The following is a 25,431-nucleotide window of genomic DNA, read 5'->3' as shown; positions in this document are numbered from 1 at the left end:
TTCACTGACCGATTTCCTCACGTTCGGCGAAGATCGCCTCCGGCGCCGGCGTGATGTCGATCAGCCCGAGGGGCACCTCGGCGGCGGCGTGGTCGGGCGGCGGCAGCACGAGCGGCGGGTCGCCGGCCGGCACGTCCTGGCGGCGCGGCAGCACGAGCCGGAAGCAGGCGCCGTGGCCGGGCGCGCCCCACGCGTCGAGCTCGCCGCCGTGCAGGCGCGCGTCCTCCTGGCTGATCGCCAGGCCGAGCCCGGTGCCGCCGGTGCGCCGGTTGCGCGACGGGTCGGCGCGCCAGAACCGGTTGAACACCAGGTCGGCTTCGCCGGGCTGCAGGCCGACGCCGTGGTCCCGGACGGTCACCGCGACCGCGGTCTCGTTGGCCGCGACGGTGAGCACCACCGGCTTGCCCTCGCTGTGGTCGACGGCGTTGCCGAGCAGGTTGCGCAGGATCCGCTCGACGCGCCGGGCGTCGACCTCGGCGATGACTTCCTCGTCGGGCAGCACGAGCTCGACCGAGCTGCCCGCGTTGCCGGCGATCACGCGCACCTGCTCGACCGCGCGCGTGGCGATCGGGCGGACGTCGATGAACTCCGCGGACAGCTCTTCGACCCCGGCGTCGAGCCTGCTGATCTCCAGCAGGTCGCCCAGCAGCGACTCGAACCGGTCGAGCTCGTCGACCAGCAGCTCGGTCGACCGCGCGAGCCCGGCCGGGAACTGCTCGCGGGACGCGTGGAGCACGTCCGCGGCCATCCGGACGGTGGTCAGCGGCGTGCGCAGCTCGTGCGAGACGTCGGAGGTGAACCGGCGCTGCAGCCCACCGAACTCCTCGAGCTGGCGGATCTGGCCCTGGATGCTCGCGGCCATCCCGTTGTAGGACACCGCGAGCTTCGCCAGGTCGTCCTCGCCGAGCACGGCCAGGCGCTGGTCGAGGTCTCCCCCGGCGAACTGCTCGGCCGCCGCGGCGGCCTGCCGGACCGGGCGCACCACCTGCCGGGTCACCAGGTTCGTGATGCCCGCCAGCAGGAGCAGCAGCACGAGGCAGCCGACGAGCAGCGTGTTCTGCACGGTCGCGACGGTGTTCTGCTCGGTCGTCAGCGGGAACAGCAGGTACAGCTGCAGCGGGCTCGCGACGGTGTTGAGCGGGGTGCCGACGATCAGGTACGTCGTGCGCGAGCCGTCGGGGTCGGTGACCGTGTGCTCGAGCAGGCTCATCTCGTTGGCTTCGACGAACTGGCGCAGCCGCGGCGGCACGTTCTCGAACGGCCCGGCGGACGCGGGCACCTCGCCGGTCTGGTCGTGGCCGGCGCTGGCGAGTACCGGGACGAACGTGCCCGCCGCCGAGCCGGCCGCGTCCTGGCTGGTCGGCGTGATCGCGATCTTCTTCAGCGCGTTCTGCAGCCGGTTGCTCATCGCGTCGTGCGTCTCGCCGCCGAGGCCGACCAGCTCGCCGGCGGCGGTGTCCGCGGCCGCGCGGGTCTGCGCGATCGCGGCTTCGCGCTTGGTGTCCAGCAGGCGCTCGGTGATCTGGTTCTGCAGCACCATGCCCAGCACGAAGACCACGGCCGAGGACAGCGCGAGCGTCGACACCGTGACGCGGAACTGCAGCGAGTGCTTCCACAGCTCGTTGAACGCGACCGCGCGCCGGCGCGCGAAAACGACGACACGCCGCACCAGGCGTGCCGTCGAACGCGCGAACGCGGGGAGCCGTCTGCCGGTCTCCGTGATCATGGACTCATCACGGCGGGCCGGCCTTGTACCCGACACCGCGAACGGTCAACACCACCTCGGGGTGCTCGGGGTCCTTCTCCACCTTCGAGCGCAAGCGCTGGACGTGCACATTCACCAGCCGGGTGTCGGCCGCGTGCCGGTAGCCCCACACCTGCTCGAGCAGCACCTCGCGGGTGAACACCTGGCGCGGCTTGCGGGCCAGCGCCACCAGCAGGTCGAACTCCAGCGGGGTCAGCGGGATGGCCTTGCCCTCGCGCGTGACCTCGTGCCCGGGCACGTCGATCGCCAGGTCGCCGATGGTGAGCGACTCCGCGGGCTCGGCCTCGGTGCGCCGCATCCGGGCCCGGACCCGCGCGACCAGCTCCTTCGGCTTGAACGGCTTCACGACGTAGTCGTCCGCGCCGGACTCCAGGCCGAGGACGATGTCCACGGTGTCGCTCTTGGCGGTGAGCATGACGATCGGCACCCCGGACTCGGCGCGGATCGCCTTGCAGACGTCGATCCCGTTCATCCCGGGCAGCATCAGGTCGAGCAGGACGAGGTCGGGCTTCAGCTCGCGCAGCGCGGGCAGCGCGCGCGAACCGTCGGCGACCACGGCCGTGTCGAACCCCTCCCCACGGAGCACGATGGTGAGCATCTCCGCGAGAGCAGGGTCGTCGTCGACCACGAGAACACGTGCCTTCATGTCCACATATTCGCACTAGTTCCGGCGCCCGCACGCGCGACCCGCGTGTTTGACCACCAGAAAGATCAAGATCGCGAAGGGTCCCTGCTCCATCCGGGTGCCCTTGGACGGTCCGTGAAGGCCGGCAGGCGGCCTTCACGGACCTGCGGGAAAAGGGTCAGGGGACGGCCGGGACCGGCGCGCCGACGTGCACCGCGCCGTCGGCGACGACCACGCGGTATTTGCGCACGGGCGCCTTGGCCGGCAGGCAGGTGGGCACGCCGGTCCGCAGGTCGAACTGCGCGGCGTGCAGCGGGCACTCGACGAAGCAGCCTTCGAGCCACCCGTCGGCGAGCGAAGCGTCCTGGTGGGTGCAGGTGTCGTCGACGGCGAAGAAGCCGTTCTCGGTGTGGAACACCGCGATCGGCACCGGGCCGTCGAGGCGGAGGGCTTCGCCAACGGGCAGGTCGGCGACGGCGCACGCTCGGATCATCGAGGCCTCCGGAAAAGACTGGCGGGATGCCGGGACGGTTCGTGAATGTTGCGCATTGCGCGACGCTGCGCCTCTTGCGCAACAATCCGGCGTCGGCGGCGCCCGCGTCAAGAGATTCGCCCACTCAGCCGATAGGAACGGCACGAAACGGATAGTGTTGCGCTATGCGGAACCAGGACTCTGCTGACGCAACCTCGGCGGTAAAGCGTGCCTCGGCTGGTGGCAACGCAACTCAAAGCCAGGTGCAGTCGGTCGACCGGGCGATCAGCGTGCTGGAGCTGCTCGCCCGCAACGGCGAAACCGGCATCACCGAGATCGCGGGCGAGCTGGGCGTCCACAAGTCGACGGCGTCACGGCTGCTCAGCGTCCTGGAGTCCAGAGGCCTCGTCGAGCAGCTCGGCGAACGCGGGAAGTACGCGATCGGGTTCGGCATCGTGCGGCTGGCCGGCGCCGCCACCGGCCGGATGGACCTGGCCAAGCTCGGCCGCGCCAGCTGCCTGACGCTCGCCGAGGAGCTGGGCGAGACGGTGAACATCGCCATCGCCGACGACGGCGTCGCGATCAACATCAGCCAGGCCCGCGGCTCGGCGGCGATCACGACGCAGAACTGGACCGGCCAGCGCACGCCGCTGCACGCGACGTCCAGCGGCAAGATCCTGCTGGCGTACATGGGCGAAACCGAGCGCAAGCGGGTGCTGAAGCGCAAGCTCGAGCAGTACACGCCGCGCACGACGGTCGAGCCGGAAGAGCTGATGACCGAGCTGGAACGCGTGCTCGAAGACGGCTTCGCGGCCTGCTACGAGGAGCTCGAACTCGGGATGCACGCGGTCGCCGTGCCGATCCACGGCCCGGGCGGCGACGTCGTCGCGGCGATGAGCGCGTCGGGCCCGTCGTACCGGCTTTCCAAGCAGCGGGTGAAGCAGATCGTGCGGCCGATGACCGAGGCGGCGGACGACCTTTCCGCGCAGCTGGGCTACTTCCGGGACTAGCACAGTCGGGACTAGCACGGTCGGGACTAGCACAGTCGGAAGTAGGGATACAGCCGCGGAGGCCCAGCTCCGCGGCCGGCTGCGGCAGGCCGGTGAGGAACAGCGACCCGGCCTCGCCTTCGGTCAGCCCGGTCAGCCGGGTCCGGTAGCCCTCCATCAGCTGTAAGCCGCCGTCCGGGCCGGTCTCCGCGTGGATCCGGACGCCGGGCTTCTGGTCGGACATCACGGACACCACCGCGCGCTGGGAGCAGGAGTTCTCCGCCGACGGCGGGCAGACGTGGGAAGCCAACGAGTCATGGAGTTCACCCGCGCCTGAGCGGGCACCTTTCGGGCGCTTGACACGACGTCTCGCATAACGCACGTTGTTGCCGAAGACGCAACTTCGTCGCCCGGAGGCACAGATGGCAGCACGGCCCCGGGTGGTCGTCGCCGGCGGCGGCCTGCTCGGCTGCGCGCTGGCGGACGAGCTGACCGAGCGCGGCTGGACCGACGTCACCGTCCTGGGCAGCGGCGAGGCGGCCGGCCACCCGGGGCTGGTGTTCCGGACCGACGCGGACCGCACGCTGACCGAGTTCGCGAAGTACACCGCCGCGAAGTACGGCGGCCTCGACGGCCCGTGGTGCTTCAACCCGGTGGGCAGCCTGGACCTCGCGACCACCCCCGAGCGGCTCGCCGACCTCGAGCGGCGCCACGGCTGGGCGACGTCGTGGGGCGTGCGCGGCTTCCTGCGCACGCCCCGCGAGTGCGCCGACCTGCACCCGCTGCTCGACGAAACCCGGCTGCTGGGCGGGTTCCACGTCCCCGGCGACGGGCTGCTGCACGCGCGGCGTGCGGCCGAAGCCCAGGCCCGGCGGGCGAAGGCCCGTGGCGCGCGGTTCAGCGCCGAGGAGGTCGTGGCGGTCGAGCGGGCCGGCGGCCGCGTCACCGGCGTCGTCACCGCGAGCGGGCGGCTGCGCGCCGACGTCGTCGTCTCCTGCGACGGCTTCGGCGAGCCCGAACCGCCGCGGCTGCCCCACCGGTACGCCCGGACGTCGCCGTTGCCGGAGCTGGCCGGGCGCAACGACGAGCACGTGCAGGCGGGCTTGCCGGTGCTGCGCGACCTCGGCACCGGCCTGTACGCGCGCGAGCACGTCGACCGGCTCGGCATCGGCGCCGCGGACCGGGACGCGGCCGCCGAGCTGCTGCCCGCGCTGCGCGCTGCCGCGCTCGAGTCCACCACGACGATCCTGCTCCCCGGTACGCCGGACGGAATGCCGGTGCTGGGCGAGCAACCGGACCTCGACGGCTTCTGGGTGGCGAAGGCCGTCCGGGCCGAACACTCCGCCGGGGCCGCGCGCGAGCTGGCGCGCTGGCTCGTCGACGGGCAGCCGTCGCTGGCCCTGCACGGCTGCGACCTCGCCCGGTTCGCACTCCCGGCCCGGTTCACCGCCGAGCCGGTCCGGACCAGTCCGTTCCACGAACGGCAGATCGCGCTGGGTGCGCACTTCGGTCCGGCGGAGGGCTGGGCGCGGCCGGAGCGGTACGCCGACGCCGAAGCTGAAGCGCTCGCCACCCGCGAGCGCGCCGCGATGTTCGACCTGACGCCGGTGCCGCGCCTGGCGGTCACCGGTCCGGGCGCGCTGCCGTTCCTGCAGGCCATGACCACCGGCGACCTCGCGAAGGCACCGGGCACGGCGACGGAAACGCTGCTGCTCGGCGAAGACGGCGGGGTGCGCGGGTGCCTGACCGTGGCGCGGCTCGGCGAAGGGCGGTTCCACGTCGGCGCCGGCGGGCGCCTGGACTTCGCCTGGCTGCGGCGTCACCTGCCCGGCGACGGGACCGTGCAGATCCACGAGACCACGCCCGGGACGTGCTGCGTCGGCGTGTGGGGACCGTCGAGCGGTGACCTGCTGCCGGAACTGTCCACAACGGACTTCTCCGCCGAGGAGACACACCTTGGCGAGGTCCCGGTCGTCGCGTTGCGACTGTCCACTGTGGGCGAACCCGGCTGGGAGCTGCACACGACGGCCGACCTCGGCCGCGCCCTGTGGGACACGCTCCGGGAACGCGGGGTCGCGGTCGCGGGCCACCAGGCGTTCACGAGCCTGCGGCTGGAGGCCGGCACGCGCACCCCCGGCGTCGACTTCACCACCGAGCACGACCCGTACGAGACCGGCCTCGGCGCCCTCGTCCGGCCGGACAAGGGCTACTTCGCCGGGCGCGACGCGCTGCTGGGCCGGTCCGAGGCGACCGCGAAGCAGCGCCTGATCCGCCTGACGACCGGGAAAGTGTTGCTGGGCAAGGAACCGGTGTACGTCGACGGCCGCGCGGCCGGGTACGTCACCAGCGCCGGCTACGGCTACACCGTGGGCCAGGCCCTCGCGAACGCCTGGCTCCCGGTGGAGTACAGCCGGCCCGGGACACCGGTGGAAGTCGAGTACTTCGGCGAGCGCGTGCCGGGGAGCGTCGCATGACGCACTACGACGTGATCGTGCTCGGCCTCGGCGGGATGGGCAGCGCCGCGGCCTACCGGCTGGCGCGGCGCGGGCAGCGGGTGCTCGGCATCGACCAGTTCGCGCCGGTGCACAACCGCGGGTCGAGCCACGGCGGTTCGCGGATCACCCGCCAGGCCTACCTCGAAGGCCCCGAGTACGTGCCGCTCCTGCTGCGCGCGCACGAGCTGTGGGACGGCCTCGAGCGCGACAGCGGACGGCGGCTGTTCACCCGCTGCGGCGGGATCATGGTCGGCACGGCGGGTTCGCGCACGATCACCGGCAGCACGGCTTCGGCCGAGGCGTTCGGCATCCCGCACGAGCTGCTGGACGCCCCGGAGATCCGACGCCGGTTCCCGACCATGACGCCGTCTTCCGACGAAGTCGCGCTGTACGAGCCGGGTGCCGGGCTGGTGTCGCCCGAGGGCAGCGTCGCCGCGCACCTGCAGCTCGCCGCGCGGTGCGGCGCCGAGCTGCACCACGAGGAGAAGGTGTTCACCTGGAGCACGATGGCCGACGGCGTGCGAGTGGGGACGTCGCACAGCTACTACACGGCCGACCGGCTGGTGCTGGCGCCCGGCGCGTGGGCCGGCGAGCTGCTGCGCGGCTTCGGCGTCGAGTTCACGGTCCGGCGGCAGGTGCAGTACTGGTTCGCGCCGTCGGGTGGGGTTGCGCCGTTCCAGCGGCACCCCGTGTACCTCTGGGAGGGCGACGGCTACACGTTCTACGGCTTCCCGGCGCACAACGCGGCCGCGGACGGCGTCAAGGTCGCGTTCCACACCGGCGGCCGCGCGTGCACCCCGGACGGCATCGACCGGACGGTGTCCGCCGAGGAGGTCCACGACATCGCGACCGTGGTGAAGCGGCACTTGCCGACGCTGCCCGGAGCGTTCCTCCGCGCGGCGACGTGCATGTACACCGACACCGCCGACGAGAGCTTCGTCGTGGCACCGCACCCGGACGAGGAGCGGGTGGTGCTCGCGTGCGGGTTCTCCGGCCACGGCTTCAAGTTCGCGCCGGTGATCGGCGAGATCGTCGCCGACCTGGTAGTCGACGGCGCGACGGCGTACCCGATCGCGAAGTTCGATCCGGCCCGGCTACGCGTTTAGCAGCGTCTTCGCGAGCGCTTCGTGGTCGACGCCCGCGACGCCGTCCAGGACGTGCCACGGCGCGAGCCAGCCCGAAGCGGCCAGCTCGTCGTACACCGCCGCGCAGCGTCGTTGGAGGCCGTCGTCGGTTTCGAACGCGTCGCGCTCGCGGTCGGTCTCCGCCTCCGCACGCCGCTCCGCCCGCTCGGCCGCCACGGCCGGTGCCACTCGCAGCAACAGGTGCGCGTCCGGGCGCGGTAAGCCGAACCGGCCGACCTCCAGCTCCCACACCCACTTCACGACTTCGCCCGCCGCGTCCTGACGTAGGCGCGCGGCCGCGTACGCGGCGTTCGACGCGACGTACCGGTCCAGCAGGACGACGTCGTGCGTGTCCCGCAGCGCGCGGATGTCGTCCGCGGCGCCACTGCGGTCGAGCGCGTACAGCACCGCCATGCCGTACACCGAGTCGGCGAGGTCGCCGTGCCCGCGGTGCAGCGCCTCCTTGACGAGGTCCGCGTGCACGCTCACGCCGTAGCGCGGGAACGCCAGCGAAGCGACACTCGCCCCCTGCGCGCGCAGCGCGTCCGTCAGCCCGTCGGCGAGCGTGCGCTTGCCCGCGCCGTCGAGTCCTTCGATGACCACCAGTCGACCCACGGGCGTCACAATAACGGTGGTGGACCGGCGGGCTCGGTGGAAGGGGATCGACGCCGAGCCCGCCGGTTCGTCTTCAGGCGGAGATCCGCCTCAGGTGCAGCACGTAGCCGGCGCCGCTGACGGCCAGCACGCCGACGAGGATCAGCAGCGGCACCCAGCCGGTGTCGTTGCCGGACGGTGCCGGGCTGCCGTCGCCGCGGGGCATCACCTGCGACGTCGCGTCGTAGCCGCCCGCCTCGCCTTCACGGGCGTACGCCGAGCCGGGGAGCTTGTCCGCGTACCGTGCCGAGACCGTGCGCTGGTAGTCGGCGACGGTGACCGCCGCGGCGGTCCCGGACAGCGGCGTGACGCGACCGTCGCGGACCGCGTACCAGGCGTCGACCTGCGGTTCGTGCAGCAGCTGGGCGCCTGCCGGCAGCGTGCGGGCGAACGCCGTCTCGACGTCGCCCGAGGCGATGTTGCCGACCCGCCAGGCGCCGTCGTCACCGCGGACCGACCAGAGCGTCGCCGTCCGGCCGTCGGAGGCCCGGGCGGGCACCGCGAAGTAGGCGAAGTCGCCAGGCGCCGCGCCCGGCTTACCCACGACGAAGTCCGGCGAAAGCTCGTAGACCGGGTACGCGCCCGGCTCGACCTGGACCGTCACCGGGCCCTTCGCGTCCGGGGCCTGCGCGAAGAACCGCACCAGCGTGTCCTGGAGGTTCGCCGCCGCGGCGTGCGCGGCCACGGCGTCGGCGCTGCTGATGCCGGCGGCCTGGGCCGCGCCTGACACCGGTGCCGTCATCAGCAGCGCCGCGCCGGTCAGCACGGCGAGCACGAGCGCCCGCCTGCTCATCGGGCGATCCCGGTGAGCGTGTGCGTCCAGGTGAACGACGAATTGTGCGTGTAGTAGCCGTAGGTGGACCAGTTGTACCGCTTGGCGGGCCCGGGGTCGCCCCAGGACACCCAGCTGCCGCTGGTGTCGTAGCCGTAGAGGACGTGGGTGTGGCCGCCGCCGGAGCGGTACCCGACCCGGGTCTCGACCGGCCGGTTCGCCGCGGTCTGCGTCCGGACGTCGGCGTAGGAGATGCGGCGGTCGAGGTAGCGGCCCGGCGACGTGAAGCCGAGCTGGGCGAAGGCGCGCTGCGGGTCGGCGAGGGTGCCGGGGAGGTTCGCGCAGTCCTGCGTGGTTTCGCCGTGCGCGAGAGCGCAGAACCGCGCCTGGCTGACGGCGACGCCGTGGAAGGCCGCGATGGTGGCGCCCGAAGCCGCCCAGCACCACTGGCTCCGCTGCTGGGACTGCATCGTGACGCGGGTCTGGAAGGTCGACGGCACTCCGGGCGCGGCTCCGGCGGTGACCGGGGCGACCAGGCACAACATCAGGCTCACGGCCAGTACGGCGTGGACCCGGCTCGACTTCACCTGCACAGACGGCCTCCTGCGGAGGAGTGGGCGAACCAGCGGTGGTCACAACGGTGAACAACGCGGTCACAAGGAGCAAGAACGCCATCTGGCTCAACGGACCGTTCCGGGTCGTTGCCGGAACGCGGAACAGTCACCACAACGAGGCCAACCACCCTGAACGGGGGTCGGCACTGCCACCCTACGCTGCTAACGTGAACGTTCCGCGGTGTTCACGCCCAGCGCACACACTGGTCGGGTGAAGGGACGAGCGGTGGCACAAGACGGGAACCTTCCACTGATCATCGATGGCGCCCGCACGACCCGGGCATCGGTCGCCGAGCTGCCGAAAGAGCTGACCGAGGCGCTCCGCACCGGCGAGTTCCACCATGCACTGAGACTGGCGATCGCCTACCGCGGCCTCTCACTCGCGCGGCTGCGCGCGCACCTCGCGCTGCGCGGCGTCCAAATCGGACAGTCGACGCTGAGTTACTGGCAACGCGGGCTGCGCCAGCCCGAGGTACCCAAGGCGCTCCCGGCGGTCCGGGCCCTGGAATCGGTGCTCCAGCTGCCCGCGGACGCGCTCGTGGTGCTGATCGGGCCGCGACTGGTCCGCCGCGGCCACCAGCCGGCGGCGTCGTTCCACGACCTGCGTTCCGGTGACATGGGGTCGATCGTCGAGGACCTGCTGGCCGAGCTCGGCGCGTACCCGTCGTCGAACCACTACAACGCCGACCTCGAGCTCCTGTCGGTCCACGACACGATCCAGTTCGACGCGGAACACCGCCAGGTCAGCCTGCGCACGCGGCTGGTCACACGCGCCCGCCGCCACGGCCCGGACCGCTACCTGACGGTCTACAACGGCGATCCAGGCTGCCGCATCGACGACGTCGAGCTGATCACCGACGAGGGCTGCCGCGTCGGGCGGATGCGCCGCAACCCGGACGCGGACACGATGGCGACCGAGCTGCTGTTCGACCGCAAGCTCGCCGAGGGCGACATCCACGTGTTCTGCTTCGAGGTCCGCGACGACTCGGGCTCGGCGTCGCCGGGGTACTACCGGATGCTGCGCGACCGGTGCGCGAGCTACCTGGTCCAGCTGCGCTTCGACCGCAACGCACTGCCGGCCCGCTGCACCCGTCAGGTCCGGGCGCGCGACGACGCCCTGCCGGTGGTGGCGGAGGAGCTGGCGTGCGACATGGGCGGCGTGAGCAGCGCGTTCTTCAGCGACGCCGGGCCGGGGCTGGCCGGCGTCGCCGTCGAGTGGAACTGATCACGCCACGTCCACGCGGGCGGCTTCGTTCTCCCCCGCGCGCTCGGCCACCGCGATCCCCGCGAACAGGTCCGTCACAGCACCTCGAATCCGTTGGCTTCGGCAGCTTCGGCCTGACGCTGATCCCGGGTCACGAAAGTGACTGGCTCGCCGGCCGTCAATTCGGCCGTGGAGTGCATCGCCACCGCGATGTGGATGGCGTCGAGTGTGCGCACCGGGTAGTTCTCCGTGACCAGCCGTCGCGCGACGGGAATCACCCGGGCCGGATCGAACGGGATGAGCACCAGGTCCCCGTCCGGGGAGGCGAGGTGATCGAAGTGCGCCAGCACCGCCACGGGGTCGGGGATGCGGCCGGTCCGCGTGGCGGCCGTCATGGCCCCGGCGAATTCGATGCGGGTGAAGTCGCTGCTCACGATCGGGCCGCCGCCTTCGAGAAGCAGCTTGCGGAACTTGTCGTGCTCCGGCTCGTCCGGCAGATAAGCGGTGACCAGCGCACTGGTGTCGACGTACAGCACGGTCACCACTCCCCTCGGGTCCAGTCGAGCGCTTCGCTCACAGCCGTGCCCCAACCCCGGGACAGGTCCTCGATCTCGTCGAGCGTCGGCACGCGGGCCGGCGGCTCCACGTGCACGATCTTGCCTTCGGCGATCAGCCGCCGCTTCCATTCCGCTCGGGTTTCGGTCTTCGCCACAACGCCCCTCAACGCTTCCGTGACCAGGTCGTTCATGCTGCGCCCTTCGGCTTCGGCTCTCGCCTTCAGCCGGGCGTGCAGCTCGTCGTCGATCCTCGTGATCAACTGTTTCACCAGCCCATGATATCACGTCACCCATTCGAGCTATCACTGTTCCGAGCGCAGAACAAAGGGCCGCCCCGAACACTTTCGGGGCGGCCCTGACCTGCTAAAACTCAGTTACCTCAGTACCGGTAGTGCTCCGGCTTGAACGGGCCTTCGACGTCCACGTCGATGTACTCGGCCTGCTCCTTGGTCAGCTTCGTCAGCTCGCCACCCAGCGCCTGGAGGTGGATCTTCGCGACCTTCTCGTCCAGCTTCTTGGGCAGCCGGAAGACCTCCTTGTCGTACTCCTCGTGCTTGGTGAACAGCTCGATCTGCGCGATCACCTGGTTGGAGAAGCTGTTCGACATCACGAACGACGGGTGCCCGGTCGCATTGCCGAGGTTCAAGAGCCGGCCCTCGGACAGCACGATGATCGTGTTGCCGTTCGGGAAGATCCACTCGTCGACCTGGGGCTTGATGTTGATGCGCCGGATGCCCGGGTAGCGCTGCAGGCCCGCCATGTCGAGCTCGTTGTCGAAGTGGCCGATGTTGCCCAGGATCGCCTGGTGCTTCATCTTCGCCATGTGCTCGACCAGCACGACGTCCTTGTTGCCGGTCGTCGTGATGACGATGTCGGCCTCGGGCAGCACGCTCTCGAGCTTGCGGACCGCGTAGCCGTCCATCGCCGCCTGCAGCGCGCAGATCGGGTCGATCTCGGTGACGATCACGCGGGCACCCTGGCCGCGCAGGGACTCCGCCGCACCCTTGCCGACGTCGCCGTAGCCGCAGACCACCGCGACCTTGCCGCCGATCAGCACGTCGGTGCCGCGGTTGATGCCGTCGATCAGGGAGTGGCGGATGCCGTAGCGGTTGTCGAACTTCGACTTCGTGACGGCGTCGTTGACGTTGATCGCCGGGAACAGCAGCTCACCGGCCGCGGCGAGCTGGTACAGCCGCAGGACGCCGGTGGTGGTCTCCTCGGTGACGCCGCGGATGCCCTCGCCGATCTTCGTCCACTTCCCGGTGTCGGCCGCGACCGAGGCGCGCAGCAGCTCGAGGAAGACGCGGAACTCGTCCGAGGTGTTCTCGTCCGGGTTCGGCACCACGCCGGCCTTCTCGAACTCGGTGCCCTTGTGCACCAGCATGGTGGCGTCGCCGCCGTCGTCGAGGATCATGTTCGGGCCCTCGCCGTCCCAGGTGAGCATCCGCTCGGTGCACCACCAGTACTCCTCGAGCGACTCGCCCTTCCACGCGAACACCGGGACGCCCTTGGGCTCCTCGGTGGTGCCGTGCGGGCCGACGACGACCGCGGCCGCCGCGTGGTCCTGCGTCGAGAAGATGTTGCAGGACGCCCAGCGCACTTCCGCGCCCAGCGAGACCAGCGTCTCGATCAGGACGGCCGTCTGCACGGTCATGTGCAGCGAGCCGGAGACCCGCGCGCCGCGCAGCGGGTAGACCTCCGCGTATTCGCGCCGCAGCGCCATCAGTCCCGGCATCTCGTGCTCGGCGAGGCGGATCTCCTTGCGGCCGAACTCGGCGGCCTCGAGGTCGGCGACGGCGAACTCGATGCCGTTGCGGGTCTCGTGCCGCTTGGCAACGCTTTCGGGGGTCATAGTGGCGATTCCTCCAAGACTCGATGACGTCCGAACACTACCGTTGTCCGCTCGACCTTCCCTAGAACACTGAGGAGACCCTTACCGTGCCCATGCCCGGCCCGGACACCCGCGTCGTCGAAATCCGCGTCGCCGGCCTGGTCGGCACCAGTGGCGAGACGCTGCTCGACGCGGTCGCCACCGTCGACGTCGCCGGCGACGGCCTGGGTCGGGTGATCCGCCCGGCCGACCGGCTCCGACGGCCGGCACCCGGGCCCGTGCTCCCGGCGCTGGGCCGGTCGATCCCGCGGACCCTCGAAGGCTACCTGTGGCACGGCATGACCTCCGGCGGCGCCGCGAAGGCGACGTGGGCGCTGCTGTTCCCGTTCTCGCTGGCCAACGTCGCGTTCTGGATGCTGCCGCCGGCACCGCCGGGCCGTCGGCTCCCGCGCGTGCTCGGCGCGGTGTGCCGCGGCCTGCTGCGGGTCGGCGCCCTGCTGCTCACGATGCTGCTGATGGGCCAGCTCGCGACCATCGCGCTCGACCTGGTCGCCGCGCAGTGCCTCGCGCCCGGGTCCGGCTGCCTGCCCGCGGTCCCCGACGCCGTCCGCTCGGTGCCGGCCCGGATCGCGGTCGGCGTGCTGCCCCTGCTCGTCGTGATCTTCGTGCTGCACCGGATCTCGTCGGCGACGTGGGCGGTGCACGCCGACGGCGACCTGACCGCGGGTCCGCTGCGGATGCGCGCCGACCCGGAAACGCCGGCGCTGCGCTGCCTGCACACCGTCGCGGCGCTGGCCTCGGTCGCGCTGCTGCTGCTCGGCGGGCCGTTCCGGGTGCCGGCGAACGTCTTCGACCTGGTGGCCTGGATCGTCACGCTGGCGCTGGTACTGGCGATCGTCGTCGCGGCCGCGATCGGCGTCGACACCGGCCGGTTCGCCCGCCCCGGCGTGATCGCGCTGGCTGTCGCGCTCGTCGTACTGGCCGCTGTCCGATTGCGCCCCGGTCCGGGTCCGCTGCCGGGGACCAACGGCGTCGTCGAGGGGCTGGGCGCAGCCCTGGTCGCCGTCACGGTGCTGTTCGCGGGGTTCCTGGTCCCGGCCGCGCTGCTGGCCCGGCCGGGCTGGGTGCACAAGCCGCGACGGCTGCGGCCGTGGCTGGGCGGCTGGGCGGCCGCGCCGGTGCTCGCGCTCGCCGGCCTGCTCGGCGGCGGGTTCGGCGCCGGCCTGACCGAAGCCGTCCGTCGGCTGTCCGGCGCGGACCTGCTCCGGGTGCCCGACACGTACCTGCTGGTCACGGTCCTGTGGGGCGCCGGGCTGGCGCTGGCCGCGGTGCTCGCCGTGCTGGGCTTCGCGGTCGCCGTCCCGCTGCGCCGGCTGCGCCGCGGCATCCCCGCGATCGTCGAGCTGATGGAGCACGACGAGCGCCAGGAGGCCCAGGCCGCGGCGGCGTGGGCCCGCTCGGCGTGGGAGCGGCGGCACCTGCACCACCTGGCCCTCACGGTCGCGTCCGCGATGTCCGCGGGCGGCGCGGCACTGCTCGTGCTGCGGTTCGGGTTCGGGCTGGTCCCCGGCTGGTTCGGGCCGCTGTCCGCGATCGGCGTCGTCGCGCTCGCCGCACTCGCCGCGGGCCTGCTGCGCGTCGTCTACACGGCCGCGCGGACGCCGCAGCGCAGCCGGCACCTCGGGGCGCTGGCCGACCTGGTCTGCTTCTGGCCGCGGGCGGCGCACCCGACCGTGCCGCCGTGCTACGCGCTGAAGGTCGTCCCGGAACTGGCCGCGCGGGCGCGCGAGCACCTCGCCGAACCGGGGACCCGGGTGGTGCTCTCCGGCTACAACATCGGCAGCCTGCTCACGGTTATGGCCGCCGCCCGGCTGGCGGCCGAGCTGCCGGAGGCCGACCTCGAACGCGTCGGCGTGCTCACCGCCGGCTCCCCGCTGCAGTGGGGCTACCAGCGCGCGTTCCCGGCGCTGCTCCCGCAGGAAGCCCTCGAGACGCTCTTCGCCGACCTGGACGGCCGCTGGCGCGCGCTGTGCCGCGGCACCGACATCTTCGGCGGCGGCGTGACGACCTGGCGGCACGAGGTCGCCGACCGGCAGCTCTACGGCGTCGGCTACCAGCCCGAAGGCGGCATCGGGCCGCTGAAGGCGAAGGCCGACGAGAACGGCGTCCTCATCCTCGGCGGCGACCACTGGCTGCCGGACCCGCTGCGCGGCCCGACCGGGCGGCACCGCTGGGCCCCGGGCGTGCTCAAGCACCAGGACTACGTGGTCGACGCGGAGTGGGACCACGCGGTCGCGATGGCGGCCGGCCTCGGCAAGCCGTCCGGCGGCGAGCAGGGCCTGCTCTTCGGGGACTTCCCGCCGAAACAGTGAAGGCCCCTCGCCGAAGCGAAGGGCCTTCACCGGTCAGAACGTCACTCGGAAGCCTTGCGGCGGAACTTCAGCAGCGCGAGCAGGCCGCCACCCGCGACGAGCAGCAGGGCCGCGACCCAGATCAGCCAGCTGTTGTCGAAACCGGTGTTGGCCAGGCCGCCACCGGTGCCGGACTCGTTGCCCGCCGGGACGACGGCCGGAGCGGTCGTGCTGGTCGGAGCCACCGAGGTGTCCGAGGTCGCCGGGGCGCTCGGCTTCGTGGTCTCGACCGGCGGCTTCGTCGGCGCCGTGGAACCCGTCGGCGGAGCGACCGAGAGCATGCCGCAGGCGAACCAGTCGGTGATCTTCGCGCGCTGACCCTGGCCGTCCAACGGCGAGCGCATGTTCTCCCAAGGCAGTTCGCCCCGCATGCCCTGCGGGCCTTCCGGCACGTAGACGTTCCACCCGTCGCCGCCCTTGACCACGATCGCGGTCACCGAGCGGACGCTCTTGTCGACGGCGGTGATGGTCATCGACTTGCCGTGGTCGGTGTTTTCGCCGAGGGTGAAAAGCCCCTTGTCGAGCTTGTCGCCGGCCGGCTTGAGGCCATCGCAGGTCACCGGCTTCGGCGTCGGGGTGGCGCGGTTGTCGTCGGTGTGGCACGCGAACGCGGAACCAGCGGTTCCGATGAGGGTGGCGGTGGTCAGCGCCATGATCGCGACGGCGCCGCGGAAGGTACGTCTGCGCATTCAGATCTCCTGATACCGGCGGGGAGAGAGCACTTGCGAAATCTGGGGTCGCGAAGCCACCGATCGTGTGAATCACGCTGCTGTAATTCACCCGTCAGTGGCACGCGAAGGATCGAAAGGTATCGCACGTCACTCGACCCGCTACACGGGGTCCCCTTTTAGGCACGAACAGCAAGATCGTCCCCTGTGAAGTTGCGCGAAAAAGCCCCGCCGACCTGCGCGAACGCCGGTCGGCGGGGCTACCCGTACGAGTGACGCGCTAGGCCTCCTTGACCGGCTCCTCGAGTCCGCTGGCCTGCCGCTTGCCGAGCAGCGAGTGCCCCCGGCTGTAGCCGAAGTAGATCAGCACGCCGACGATCATCCAGGCGACGAACCGCAGCCACGTCAGCACGGTCAGGTTCAGCATCAGCCACAGGCACGCGAGGATCGCCAGGATCGGGATCAGCGGCACCAGCGGCACCTTGAACGCGCGGGGCAGGTCGGGCCGCGTCCGGCGCAGGATCAGCACGCCCGCCGAGACCAGCACGAACGCGAAGAGCGTGCCGACGTTGACCATCTCTTCGAGCTTGTCCGCCGGGAAGAAGCCGGCCGCGAGCGCGACCAGGCCGCCGACGATGAGCGTCGCGCGCTTCGGCGTGCCGTGCTCGCCCGTCTTGGCCAGCCCGCGCGGCATCAGGCCGTCGCGCGACATCGCGTAGATGATCCGGACCTGGCCCAGCATCAGCACCATGACGACGGTGGTCAGGCCGGCCAGCGCGCCGAAGGAGATGATGTTCGCCGCCCAGTCGACGCCGTTCGCGGAGAACGCCGTGGCGAGGGTCTTGTGGCTGCCGTCGCCCGCCGAGGTGGCCAGGTTCTTGTACGACGTCATGCCGACGACCACCAGCGAGACCGCGACGTACAGCACGGTGACGATCGCCAGCGAGCCCATGATCCCGCGCGGGACGGCCTTCTGCGGGTTCTTCGTCTCCTCGGCGGTGGTCGCGACGATGTCGAAGCCGATGAACGCGAAGAACACCAGCGACGCGCCGGCCAGCAGGCCGAACACACCGAACGAGCTACTCGCGCCGCCGGCGATCAGCGAGAACAGCGACTGGTCGATGCCGGTCTCGCCCGAGCCGCCGGTCGAGCCCGGCGGGATGTACGGCGAGTAGTTGGCGCCCTTGATGTAGAAGAGGCCGAGGATGATCACGAACAGCACGACGGCGACCTTGATGCCGGTGATCACCATCGACACCCGCGACGACAGCTTGGTGCCGACGGCCAGCAGCGTCGTCAGGACTGCCACCACGAGCAGGGCACCCCAGTCGACGGTCACGCTGCCGATGCCGAACGTCGTCTTCGTGCCCTTGCCGAAGAGGTAGCCGAGCACCGTCTCGAGGTAGACCGACCAGCCCTTGGACACCGCAGCCGCGCCGACGGCGAGCTCGAGGATCAGGTCCCAGCCGATGATCCACGCCATGAACTCGCCGAACGTGGCGTAGGAGAACGTGTACGCGCTGCCCGCGACCGGCACGGTCGAGGCGAACTCGGCGTAGCACAGGGCCGCCAGCGCGCAGGCGATCGCCGCGAAGACGAAGGCCAGCGAGACCGACGGGCCGGCGTAGTCACCGGCCGTGCGCGCGGTGAGCGTGAAGATGCCGGCCCCGATGACGACCGCGACCCCGAACACCGTGAGGTCCCACGCGCTCAGGTTCCGCCGGAGCTTCGTGTCCGGCTCGTCGGTGTCCGAAATGGACTGCTCGATGGATTTGGTGCGCCACAATCCCGTTCCCGGCACCGTTGACCTCCTGTGGCTGGCCTGCATGTATCGCAGTAGGTCACCCTATCGGGTCAGACGCGTGACGGCTCGCCGAGCGCCGGAACCTACCTGGCGAGACTGCGGTCGAGATCCGGTTCGAGGTAGATCAACTTGGCAACAGGCACCTTGGCGCGCACGCGGGCCTCGGCGTCGTCGATGGCCGTGGCCAGTTCGGCGGTGTCGAGGCCGGGCACCATGGCCAGCTTCGCGGCGACGAGCAGCTCGTCCGGGCCCAGGTACTGGGTCCGGATGTGGATGACCCGCTCGACCTTGCCCGCGGCGAGCTCGTCGACGATCGTCGCGAGCACCGGCTCGGTGACGCCCTCGCCGATGAGCAGGCTCTTCATCTCGACGATGAGGATGATCGCGATGACGCCGAGCAGCGCGCCGATCGCGAGGGTGCCGACGCCGTCCCAGACGGGGTCGCCGGTGATGACCGACAGCCCGACGCCCAGCAGCGCGAAGACGAGGCCGAGCAGCGCGCCCGCGTCCTCCAGGAGGACTACGGGGAGTTCCGGTTCCTTGGCCTGGCGGATGAAGCCCCACCAGGTGGCGTCGCCCTTGATCTTCCGCGACTCGCCGACGGCGGTGGAGAAGCTGTAGCCCTCCAGGCACATCGCGACGACGAGGATGATCACGGCGACGATCGGCGAGTCGAGCGGTTCGGGGTGCCCGACCTTGTGGACGCCTTCGTAGATCGCGAAGGCGGAACCGAGGGTGAAGAGCATCAGCGCGACGATGAAGGAGTAGAAGTACCGGTCGCGGCCGTAGCCGAACGGGTGCTCCTTGTCGGCCGCGCGCTTCGACGTCTTCTGCCCGAGCAGCAGCAGGCCCTGGTTCGTGGTGTCGGCCAGCGAATGCACGGACTCCGCGAGCATCGACGACGACCCGGTGACGAGGAAGCCGGCGAACTTCGCGACCGCGATCCCGGCGTTCGCCCCGAGCGCGGCGATGATCGCCTTGGTTCCGCCTCCAGCTGACACGACCGCTCCCCTGCCGAAGTTCCCGAATTGCCGGTTTGGAGCCTAGAGGACCCTGATCGGTTGCCGCGCCGCACCGCCCGGTTTTGTCGGACCCCTTCGCTACGGTGGCCGCTCCGGCACTGGGGAAGGTGGACATGGCGCACTTCGGCGTGCTCGGGCCGCTCGCCGTCGAGAGCCCGCCCGGGCACTGGGTCGCGCTGCGCGGCGAGCGGCAGCGCACCCTGCTGGCCGTGCTGCTGCTCAACGCCAACCAGCACGTCCACGTCGACGTGCTGGTCGAAGCGCTGTGGCCGGAGCGGCCACCGAAGTCCTACGCCTCGAACCTGCACACCTACCTCTCGCGGCTGCGCGAGCGGATCGACGGCCTGCGCGTCGAGCACGGGCCGCTCGGCTACCGGCTGCGCGTCGAGCCGGACGAGCTCGACCTGCTCGTCTTCCGGTCGGCAGTCGCCGAGGGGCAGCGGGCCGGGGACGCCGTCGCCACGTCGGGGCACTACCGGCGGGCGCTCGCGCAGTGGCGGGGGCCGGTGCTGGCCGGGCTGCACGTCCCGCGGCTCGACGCCGACGTCGCGCGGCTGGAGTCCGAACGCCTCGCCGTCTTCGAGGACTGCGTCGACACGGAGCTGACCGCCGGGCGCCACGACGAACTGACCGGCGAGCTGCAGGCCATGATCACCGAGCACCCGCTGCGGGAACGGCTGGCCGCGCAGCTGATGATCGCGCTGCACCGGGCCGGGCGGCAGGGCGACTCGCTGGAGATCTACCGGCGGCTGCGGGCCACGCTCGTCGAGGAACTCGGCGTCGAACCGGGCGCCGAAGTGCGCCGCGTGCACGCCGCCGTCCTGCGCGGTGAGGACCCGGTGCCGCGCATGCCGCCGCCGGTCTGGCCGGTGTGCCAGCTGCCGCCCGACATCGCGGACTTCACCGGCCGCGACACCGAGCTCGACGGGCTGGCCGGCGTGCTGGGCAGCGGCGTCGGCGTCCCGATCGCCGTCCTCACCGGCGAACCGGGAGCGGGCAAGAGCACCCTGGCCGTGCGCGCGGCACATCGGCTGCGGCCGCGCTTCCCGGACGGCCAGCTGTACGTGCCCCTGGGCGGGCGTGCCATCGGCGAGGTGCTGGCCGACCTGCTGCGCGCGCTCGGCGTGCCCGGCCCGGCGGTGCCGGACGACGTCGGCGCCCGCGCGGCGGCGTTCCGCGGCCGGCTGGCGGATCGGCGGGTGCTGGTGGTGCTCGACGACGCCGTCGACCCCGAGCACGTCCGCGCGCTGCTGCCGGGCACGCCGGGCTGTGCGGTGCTCGTGACGAGCCGTCAGCGCCTGAGCGGGCTGGCCGGCGCGTACCGGCTGCCGCTCGGCCCGCTGTCCGACGCCGAAGCCGCCGAGCTGCTGAACCGGCTCGCCGGAGCTCGGGTAACGCGAGAGCGTGCGGACGCCGGCCGGATCATCGCGGCGTGCGCGCGGTTGCCGCTGGCCCTGCGGATCGCGGGCAGCAGGCTCGCCATCCGCCCGCACCTGCGGCTCGGCGAGCTGGCCGACCGGCTGGAGGACGAGGTCCGCCGGCTCGACGAGCTGACGGTGAGCGACCTGGCCGTCCGGAGCAGCATCGCGCTGAGCCACGACGGCCTGAGCCCGCCGGCGCGGCGCGCGTTCAGCTTGCTCGGCCGGTGCCGGCTCGTCGATCTCCCGGCGTGGGCGGTCACGACGCTGATCGGCGCGGACGCCGACGAGGCGGTCGAGGAGCTTGTCGAAGCGAGCCTGCTGGAGGCGCGCGAACCGGACGCGACCGGCGAGGGCCGCTACCGGATGCACGACCTCGTCCGCCTGTACGCGGCGGAGGGACCACCGGTCGAGGGCGGCGCTTCGACGGTGCTCGCGGCGACCCTCGCGCTCGCCGACGCTGCCGCGGCCCGCCTGCCGCGCACGGTGCCGATGCCGGCGATGGCGCACGAGCCGTTCGTGCAGCCGTTGCCGAGCTCGTTGGTCGAACGGCTGCTCGCGCGGCCGGACGAGTGGTTCGCGGCCGAGCGCGCGAACCTCGTGCGGCTGATCGGGTCGCTGGGGGCGCGGGAAGCGTTGCTGCTGCTGGACAAGCTGAGCGTCTACCTGTACCTGCACGGCCACTACGCCGACATGCGCGCGGCGTACGAAACGGTCCTGGCGACGACGGACGACCGCCCGACGGCGGCGATCGCCGAGGCGAACCTGGCTCTGTTGCGGCACGCGCGCGGGCAGTACGAGGAGGCGGCGGCCGCGTACCGCGAGTGCGCGAAGGAGCTGGAAGCCCACGGCGACCGCCGGACGCACGCGTGGGTTTCGGCGAACCTGGCGCACTGCCTGGTCGGCCTGGGCCGCGCTTCGGAGGCGCTGCACACCGTCCGCGCTCTGTCCACTATGGACGATCAGCCCGAGGCGCTGCTCGTCCGTGAAGCGGAATCGGCGGCGCTGCTGCGCTTGGGCCGGGTGGCGGACGCCCGGGAGGTCGACCGCGCCGCCCTGGCCTCGGCGCGGGCCACCGCCGACCCGCGCCGCATCGGCACTGCGCTGCACGGGTTCGCCTGGTCGTCCCTCCTGACGGGCGACGGCGCACAGGCGGCGACGGCGATCACCGAGTCGGTGGCGCTGCTCCGCGGCACGATGGCCCGTTCGGCGTTGGCGAAGTCGTTGCGCACCCTGGGCGCGATCTCGGCCGCGACGGGGTCGCGCGACCGCGCGACGGCGGCGTTCGAGGAGGCCCGAGACCTGGCCCGCGACCTCGACGAGCGGCCCCGGGAGCTGTCCTGCACCCGCGCCCTGGCGGCGAGCTGGATCGGCGAAGGCCGCGCGCAGCAGGCGATCCCGGTGCTCCGCGCGTGCCTGGACGAGTTCCGCGAGATGGGCGGCCGCTCGGCGACGGGCCTGACGTGGCTGGTACTGAGCCGAGCATGCGAAGAAGTGGGCGACTCGGCATCGGCTCTGGAGGCGGCATCCGCGGCGGCCGGCCTGGCCGACCCCCGCGACGCAAGCGCGGCCGTCTTGCGGCGAGCGCTGCTCGCGCTGACGAGGCCGGCCTGACCCCGGCGCTCCCGGCCCAGCCGTGTCGTCCCGCCAATCAAGCGTGATGCCCCTCGAATCACGCGAGATGCCCCGCCAATCACGCGAGATCCCCCTCCAATCACGCGAGACCCGCTCCCAATCACGCGACATCCGCCCCCAATCACGCGAGACCCGCGGCCGATCACGCGAGGTCGCCTTGGTCACGCGAGATCCGCCCCGGCCACGCGAGACCCGCCTCCAATCACGCGAAACGCCCGGCCGACCGCGCGAGGTCGCCTCCGGTCACGCGAGATCCGCCCCCATCACGCGAAATCCGCCTCCAATCACGCGAAATCCGCCTCCAATCACGCGAAATCCGCCTCCAGTCACGCGAGACCCGCCCTCAATCACGCGACATCCGTCCGCGATCACCACCGAGGGCAGCTCTCGCGCGCCGCCCCGCCGGCCGGCCCTCCCCGCCCGACCGGCGAGCCACCCCCGCCCAGCATCCCCACGGCAGCGCAGGGTGGTGCCGCCCCCTCGCGGCACCACCCCCAGCCCACGGGCGCCGGGCGTTGCCCGACCGGCGCCACCCCCAGCGGGCCGGTGACGCGCAGCACCGCACCAGGGTCATCCCTCTGGGTCGATCGTGGCCGAAGCCGCCACACGGAACGCACACAGAACCCGCCGCACCGGAACGACCGGCACCCAGAACGACCGCGCCCAAAAACAAACGACCGCGCCCAAAACGACGAAGGCCACCACCGGAACCCCGGTGGTGGCCTTCGGACAAACCCCGTCAGTCTTCGCAGGTCCCCGCGGTCGCCCGGAACAGCTGGGACCGCACGCCGCCCACGGAACGCACGCGCACCGGCGGATCCGCCGCCGGCAGCCACACCGACTGGCCCCGCCGCAGCTCGACCTTCTCGCCGTCGTCGGCCGTCACGAGCAGGTCACCTGCCGTGCACAGCAGGATCTGCGGGCCGATGCTGTCGACCGCGATCTCGTCGTCCTGGCCCGCGGCCCACTCGACGCGCGACAGCTCGAACTCCGGCGCGTCCGTCCGGTAGACCGAAAGACGGTCGCCGCCGTCGCCGCACTGGACCGGCATCTCGCCGCACGCGAAGTCGACCACGCGCAGCAGCTCCGGGACGTCCACGTGCTTCGGCGTCAGCCCGCACCGCAGGATGTTGTCCGAGTTCGCCAGGATCTCCACGGCCGTGCCGTGCAGGTACAGGTGCAGGTTGCCGGCCGGCAGGTAGATCGCCTCGCCCGCGCGCAACGTCAGCCGGTTGAGCAGCAACGCCGCCAGCACGCCCGCGTCACGCGGGTGCGCCTCGCCCAGCTCGAGGATCGTCCGGCACTCGACCGCGAACTCGCCGTGCTCCTGCACGTGCCGGACGCAGGCGTCCAGCACCTCCGGCAACAGCGAATCGAGCGTCGGCTGCGGCAGCGTGATCCACGTCGTGAACAGCGCCCGCAGCCCGGACGGGTCCGGCTGCGCCTCGATCAGCCCGGTGTACTTCGCCAGCCCCGGCGTCTCGATCGCCTTCAACAGCTTCACCGTGCGGTCCGGCGCGCGGAAGCCGGCCAGCGCGTGGAACTCCGTCAGCGCGCAGACCAGCTCCGGCTTCGCCGTCGGGTCCGGGTAGTTGCGGTTCGCGGCGTCACGCGGGATGCCCAGCCGCTCCTCGCGGGCGTGCCCCTCCGCGGCCTGCGCCGCCGACGGGTGCGCCTGCATCGACAGCGGCTCTTCCGCGGCGAGGATCTTCAGCAGGAACGGCAGCCGCCCGCCCCACCGCTTCGCGCACCGCTCGCCGAGCTGGGTCACCGGGTCGGCGTCGACCAGCTCGAGCAGGCTCCGCTCGGTCCCGTCGGGGCCGATGACGTGCGACGGGTCACCCGGGTGGGCACCCATCCACAGCTCGGCCTCGGGGTGCGGCGCGGGTACCGGACGGCCCAGCAGCTCGGGGATCGCCGTCCGCGATCCCCAGGCGTAGGGCCGCACCGCGTTGCGCAGCAGCTCCACTGTCACCTCAACTCCACTCCTTCGGCGCCGGCCGGGGCCGGTGCTCGGCGGGTCTCACGCCGTCGCGGGGGCGAAGCGGCCCGCGCCGCCGATGCTGCCCGCCGCCAGCCCGAGATAGACCGCCGCCAGTTCGAACCGCAGCGCCAGCACCGCGGCCCGCACGATTTCGTCGGCCTCGATCTCCTCGGCCGGGGCGATGACCTCCGCACCGGGTAGCAGTTCCTCCGCTTGGAAGCGGGCCGCGTCCGTCGCCGGACCGGTCCGCACCGAGAGGAGCAGCACCCGGGTGGGGATGTCACCTGATGGATCGTCCGGATCGGCGAAGATGTCACGCTCCGCGCCACTCGATTGCGCCGCCCGCCGCAACGCGGGGCGCGCCAAAGCCTGACGAAAGTCTTCAACGTCACACACAGTAGCCGCATGGGCGGCGAACGCGTGCGCAGCGTGCTCGCCGACGGCGACCGCGACCGGGTCCAGCCCCCACAGCAGCGGCACGCGGTCCGCGACCCGCAGGGCGAGCGCCTTGGCCGGGTTCGCGAACGAGTCCCGGGCCAAGTAGTCCTTCTCGGCCTCCAGGTCGAGCTGGTCGGCCAGCACCTCGACGTCGGAGACCAGCAGGCCCAGCGCGTTCGCGGTGAGCAGCCCCGCGGCCAGGCCGCGCGGGAACGCCAGCTCCGGCGGCACCGGGATGCGCGGCGCCAGCAGCAGGCCCTTGCCCGCCACCGCGGCCGCGACCGGGCCCTCGGCCGGCGCGGAGAGCACCACGGACGCGCCGAAGCGCGCGGCACGTTCCAGCGACGCGGCGAGTTCGCGGTCTCCGGGGTCGTCGGTGTGCGCGAACACGACGTCGAGCGCGCCGATCCAGCTCGGCACGACTTCGGCGATCACGACCGGCACCGGGCACGTCGGCGCGAGCAGCGCGGCGAGCAGCCGCGTGAGCGTCCGGCTCACCCCTGGCCGGTCGATGAGGACGACGGCGCGCGGGCGGCCGACGTCGAGCCGCTCGGCCAGCTCCATGTCGGCGGCGAGCTCGGCGGCCGCCCGCACCTGGGCGCCGGCCATCGCGGCCGCCCGGAGCAGCCCCGCGCTGTCGGCCTCGGCCAGCCGCGCGGGGTCGTCGAGCAGCGAGTCGTCAAGCACTGTCGGCATCGGATTTTCCGTTGTCCGCCGGCTCGGTGGCCTCGTCGAGGAGCAGCACCGGGATCCCGTCACGGACCGGGTACACCCGGCCGCATTCGGTGCACGTCAGTGCGTCGGCCTCGGGGTCGCCCGGCGCCCCGGGGCGCAACGGGGCGTGATCGGGCGACGGGCACGCCAGGATCTCGAGGAGCTGGGCGTCGAGCGTGATGGCCATGGTTCCTCCATACCACGCAGAGGGGTGTGATGAAGGGCACCTTCAGGA

The 25,431-nt window shown here is 72.1% G+C and carries 21 protein-coding genes and 1 pseudogene; 6 read left to right on the top strand and 16 right to left on the bottom strand.

What is annotated here, in order from left to right; genetic code table 11:
- Position 1 precedes the first annotated feature (1 nt).
- The 3 genes from mtrB to OG738_RS18265 all read right to left on the bottom strand — a co-directional run bounded on the left by mtrB (position 2) and on the right by OG738_RS18265 (position 2,883).
- Positions 2 to 1,726: an MtrAB system histidine kinase MtrB gene (gene mtrB, locus OG738_RS18275; RefSeq protein ID WP_329055453.1), complete on the bottom strand. Its 1,725-nt coding sequence runs from the start codon at positions 1,724 to 1,726 to the stop codon at positions 2 to 4.
- A gap of 7 nt (positions 1,727 to 1,733) precedes the next feature.
- Positions 1,734 to 2,411 carry an MtrAB system response regulator MtrA gene (gene mtrA / locus OG738_RS18270; protein ID WP_005150760.1) on the bottom strand — a complete coding sequence of 226 codons (678 nt, stop codon included), beginning with the start codon at positions 2,409 to 2,411 and terminating at the stop codon, positions 1,734 to 1,736.
- A gap of 157 nt (positions 2,412 to 2,568) precedes the next feature.
- On the bottom strand, positions 2,569 to 2,883 hold the full coding sequence (locus OG738_RS18265; protein WP_329055440.1) for a bifunctional 3-phenylpropionate/cinnamic acid dioxygenase ferredoxin subunit: 315 nt from the start codon (positions 2,881 to 2,883) through the stop codon (positions 2,569 to 2,571).
- 164 nt (positions 2,884 to 3,047) lie between these two features.
- Here OG738_RS18265 and OG738_RS18260 point away from each other — a divergent pair, with 164 nt between their 5' ends.
- Positions 3,048 to 3,872 (top strand): IclR family transcriptional regulator, encoded by an 825-nt coding sequence (locus tag OG738_RS18260; RefSeq protein WP_329055439.1) that lies wholly within the window; start codon positions 3,048 to 3,050, stop codon positions 3,870 to 3,872.
- A gap of 58 nt (positions 3,873 to 3,930) precedes the next feature.
- On the opposite strand, the pseudogene OG738_RS18255 reads toward OG738_RS18260, so the two are convergent.
- Positions 3,931 to 4,077: pseudogene (locus OG738_RS18255) on the bottom strand (transcriptional regulator); the annotation flags it as partial.
- 196 nt (positions 4,078 to 4,273) lie between these two features.
- On the opposite strand from OG738_RS18255, the gene OG738_RS18250 reads away from it, so the two are divergent.
- Entirely contained in the window at positions 4,274 to 6,325 is a 2,052-nt protein-coding gene (locus OG738_RS18250; protein WP_329055438.1) for an FAD-dependent oxidoreductase, read from the top strand.
- Complete coding sequence (solA, locus tag OG738_RS18245) at positions 6,322 to 7,452, top strand: N-methyl-L-tryptophan oxidase (protein ID WP_329055437.1); 1,131 nt, start codon at positions 6,322 to 6,324, stop codon at positions 7,450 to 7,452. The genes OG738_RS18250 and solA overlap by 4 nt, the downstream gene beginning before the upstream one ends.
- On the opposite strand, the gene OG738_RS18240 is transcribed toward solA, so the two are convergent.
- The 3 genes from OG738_RS18240 to OG738_RS18230 form a co-directional block, all read right to left on the bottom strand.
- The gene (locus OG738_RS18240; protein WP_329055435.1) at positions 7,441 to 8,094 is read right to left on the bottom strand and encodes a dTMP kinase; all 654 of its coding nucleotides are present in this window, start codon (positions 8,092 to 8,094) and stop codon (positions 7,441 to 7,443) included. The genes solA and OG738_RS18240 overlap by 12 nt on opposite strands.
- 64 nt (positions 8,095 to 8,158) lie before the next feature.
- Positions 8,159 to 8,917 (bottom strand): hypothetical protein, encoded by a 759-nt coding sequence (locus tag OG738_RS18235; protein WP_329055433.1) that lies wholly within the window; start codon positions 8,915 to 8,917, stop codon positions 8,159 to 8,161.
- Positions 8,914 to 9,489, bottom strand: coding sequence for a papain-like cysteine protease family protein (locus OG738_RS18230; protein WP_329055431.1), 576 nt, complete (start codon positions 9,487 to 9,489; stop codon positions 8,914 to 8,916). Before OG738_RS18230 ends, OG738_RS18235 begins: the two co-directional genes overlap by 4 nt.
- Positions 9,490 to 9,736: 247 nt before the next feature.
- On the opposite strand from OG738_RS18230, the gene OG738_RS18225 reads away from it, so the two are divergent.
- On the top strand, positions 9,737 to 10,735 hold the full coding sequence (locus tag OG738_RS18225) for a hypothetical protein (RefSeq protein ID WP_329055429.1): 999 nt from the start codon (positions 9,737 to 9,739) through the stop codon (positions 10,733 to 10,735).
- Between the two features lie 74 nt (positions 10,736 to 10,809).
- On the opposite strand, the gene OG738_RS18220 is transcribed toward OG738_RS18225, so the two are convergent.
- The 3 genes from OG738_RS18220 to ahcY form a co-directional block, all read right to left on the bottom strand.
- Complete coding sequence (locus OG738_RS18220) at positions 10,810 to 11,256, bottom strand: type II toxin-antitoxin system VapC family toxin (RefSeq protein ID WP_442875908.1); 447 nt, start codon at positions 11,254 to 11,256, stop codon at positions 10,810 to 10,812.
- Positions 11,253 to 11,540: a FitA-like ribbon-helix-helix domain-containing protein gene (locus OG738_RS18215; RefSeq protein ID WP_329055426.1), complete on the bottom strand. Its 288-nt coding sequence runs from the start codon at positions 11,538 to 11,540 to the stop codon at positions 11,253 to 11,255. The genes OG738_RS18220 and OG738_RS18215 overlap by 4 nt, the downstream gene beginning before the upstream one ends.
- A 110-nt stretch (positions 11,541 to 11,650) precedes the next feature.
- Entirely contained in the window at positions 11,651 to 13,123 is a 1,473-nt protein-coding gene (ahcY, locus tag OG738_RS18210) for an adenosylhomocysteinase (protein ID WP_329055424.1), read from the bottom strand.
- 92 nt (positions 13,124 to 13,215) lie between these two features.
- On the opposite strand from ahcY, the gene OG738_RS18205 reads away from it, so the two are divergent.
- Positions 13,216 to 15,474: a hypothetical protein gene (locus OG738_RS18205; RefSeq protein ID WP_329056749.1), complete on the top strand. Its 2,259-nt coding sequence runs from the start codon at positions 13,216 to 13,218 to the stop codon at positions 15,472 to 15,474.
- 41 nt (positions 15,475 to 15,515) lie between these two features.
- On the opposite strand, the gene OG738_RS18200 is transcribed toward OG738_RS18205, so the two are convergent.
- The 3 genes from OG738_RS18200 to OG738_RS18190 form a co-directional block, all read right to left on the bottom strand.
- On the bottom strand, positions 15,516 to 16,202 hold the full coding sequence (locus OG738_RS18200) for an LPXTG cell wall anchor domain-containing protein (RefSeq protein WP_329055422.1): 687 nt from the start codon (positions 16,200 to 16,202) through the stop codon (positions 15,516 to 15,518).
- 259 nt (positions 16,203 to 16,461) lie between these two features.
- Positions 16,462 to 17,982: an amino acid permease gene (locus OG738_RS18195; protein WP_329055420.1), complete on the bottom strand. Its 1,521-nt coding sequence runs from the start codon at positions 17,980 to 17,982 to the stop codon at positions 16,462 to 16,464.
- Positions 17,983 to 18,068: 86 nt separating this feature from the next.
- The gene (locus OG738_RS18190; RefSeq protein WP_329055419.1) at positions 18,069 to 18,986 is read right to left on the bottom strand and encodes a cation diffusion facilitator family transporter; all 918 of its coding nucleotides are present in this window, start codon (positions 18,984 to 18,986) and stop codon (positions 18,069 to 18,071) included.
- A gap of 134 nt (positions 18,987 to 19,120) precedes the next feature.
- Here OG738_RS18190 and OG738_RS18185 point away from each other — a divergent pair, with 134 nt between their 5' ends.
- Positions 19,121 to 22,039, top strand: coding sequence for an AfsR/SARP family transcriptional regulator (locus tag OG738_RS18185; RefSeq protein ID WP_329056748.1), 2,919 nt, complete (start codon positions 19,121 to 19,123; stop codon positions 22,037 to 22,039).
- A gap of 760 nt (positions 22,040 to 22,799) precedes the next feature.
- Here OG738_RS18185 and manA read toward each other — a convergent pair.
- From manA to OG738_RS18170, 3 genes are read right to left on the bottom strand one after another with little or no spacing between them, the layout of a single operon-like run.
- Positions 22,800 to 24,029 carry a mannose-6-phosphate isomerase, class I gene (gene manA / locus OG738_RS18180; protein ID WP_329056746.1) on the bottom strand — a complete coding sequence of 410 codons (1,230 nt, stop codon included), beginning with the start codon at positions 24,027 to 24,029 and terminating at the stop codon, positions 22,800 to 22,802.
- 54 nt (positions 24,030 to 24,083) lie between these two features.
- On the bottom strand, positions 24,084 to 25,178 hold the full coding sequence (locus OG738_RS18175) for a hypothetical protein (RefSeq protein ID WP_329055416.1): 1,095 nt from the start codon (positions 25,176 to 25,178) through the stop codon (positions 24,084 to 24,086).
- Positions 25,162 to 25,383: a Trm112 family protein gene (locus tag OG738_RS18170; protein WP_329055414.1), complete on the bottom strand. Its 222-nt coding sequence runs from the start codon at positions 25,381 to 25,383 to the stop codon at positions 25,162 to 25,164. Before OG738_RS18170 ends, OG738_RS18175 begins: the two co-directional genes overlap by 17 nt.
- Positions 25,384 to 25,431: the final 48 nt, after the last annotated feature.

Origin of the sequence: Amycolatopsis sp. NBC_01488 (assembly GCF_036227105.1) — a bacterium.
Classification (GTDB): Bacteria; Actinomycetota; Actinomycetes; order Mycobacteriales; family Pseudonocardiaceae; genus Amycolatopsis.
The sequence above is the reverse complement of the archived record's forward strand: the minus strand, read 5'-3'. Positions and strand labels throughout refer to the sequence as shown.